This is a genomic window from Nocardia implantans (assembly GCF_035544775.1).
Taxonomy (GTDB): Bacteria; Actinomycetota; Actinomycetes; order Mycobacteriales; family Mycobacteriaceae; genus Nocardia; species Nocardia implantans.
Genome location: NZ_JAYKYQ010000033.1, coordinates 1 through 1,127 on the forward strand (window position 1 = coordinate 1; position 1,127 = coordinate 1,127).

1 protein-coding gene is annotated in these 1,127 nt (G+C 67.9%); it reads right to left on the reverse strand.

Annotated elements, in window-relative coordinates; translation table 11 throughout:
• A partial coding sequence (locus U3653_RS33170) for a condensation domain-containing protein (protein WP_324722504.1) occupies window positions 1–1,127 on the reverse strand: 1,127 nt, incomplete at both ends.

Sequence of the window (1,127 nt, forward strand, 5' to 3'; positions counted from 1 at the left end):
GCAACGCGACCGGCAACTCCTCACTGCGCGCCACCGCCACCGCCACCACCGACTCCGGCCCCGCACCCACGGCGATCAACGCCCGCGCCACCTGATTCGCCCGCCGATGCAACTCACCGAAAGTCAACGTCGAATCACCGCAGCGGATCGCGACCGCCTCCGGCCGGTTACGCGCCTGGGTGGTGATCACATCCACCAACGTCACCTCCGGCACCAACGCCCCCGGAGTCGACCACTCGTGCAACACCAACTCCCGCTCACCGGGCGCGAGCACATCGATGTCGCCCACCGTGACGGTGGCATCGGCCGCGACCGCGGCCAAGATCCGGGTGAACCGATCGGCGAAATCCCGCACCGTCGCCGCGTCGAACAAATCCGTGGCATAGGTGAACGCCGCCGACAAACCACCCGGCCCACCCTCACGCCCCAACTGCTCGGCCACCGCCAACTGCAGATCGAACTTCGCCAACCCCACCGACAAATCCACCGGCGCCACCGACAACCCCGGCAACGCCAACTCCGGCACCGTCAAATTCTGGAACGTCAACATCACCTGGAACAACGGATGCCGCGCCGGCGACCGCGGCGGATCCAGCACCTCCACCAACCGCTCGAACGGCACATCCGCATGCCCGAACGCCGCCACATCCACCGCCCGCACCCCCGCCAGCAACTCGCTGAACCGCGCCGAGGGATCGATCTCGGTCCGCAACACCAACGTGTTGACGAACATCCCGATCAACTCGTCCAACGCCGCCTCACCCCGACCCGCCACCGGCGTCCCCACCGCGATATCCCGCGAATTCGACAACCGCGCCAACAACACCGCCAACGCCGCATGCACCACCATGAACACCGTCGCGTTGTGCTCGGCCGCGACCCGGCTCAACCCCGCATGCACCCCCGCATCCACCTCGAACCCCACCGTCGCCCCCTGATACGACGCCACCCCCGCACGCGCCCGATCCGCCGGCAACTCCAACTGCTCGGGCAACCCCGCCAACTGCTCCCGCCAATACCCCACCTGCGCCGCCAACACCGACGACGGATCCCGCTCATCCCCCAAAACCTCCCGCTGCCACAACGCGAAATCCGCATACTGCACCTCCAGCGCAGGCCACTGCGGC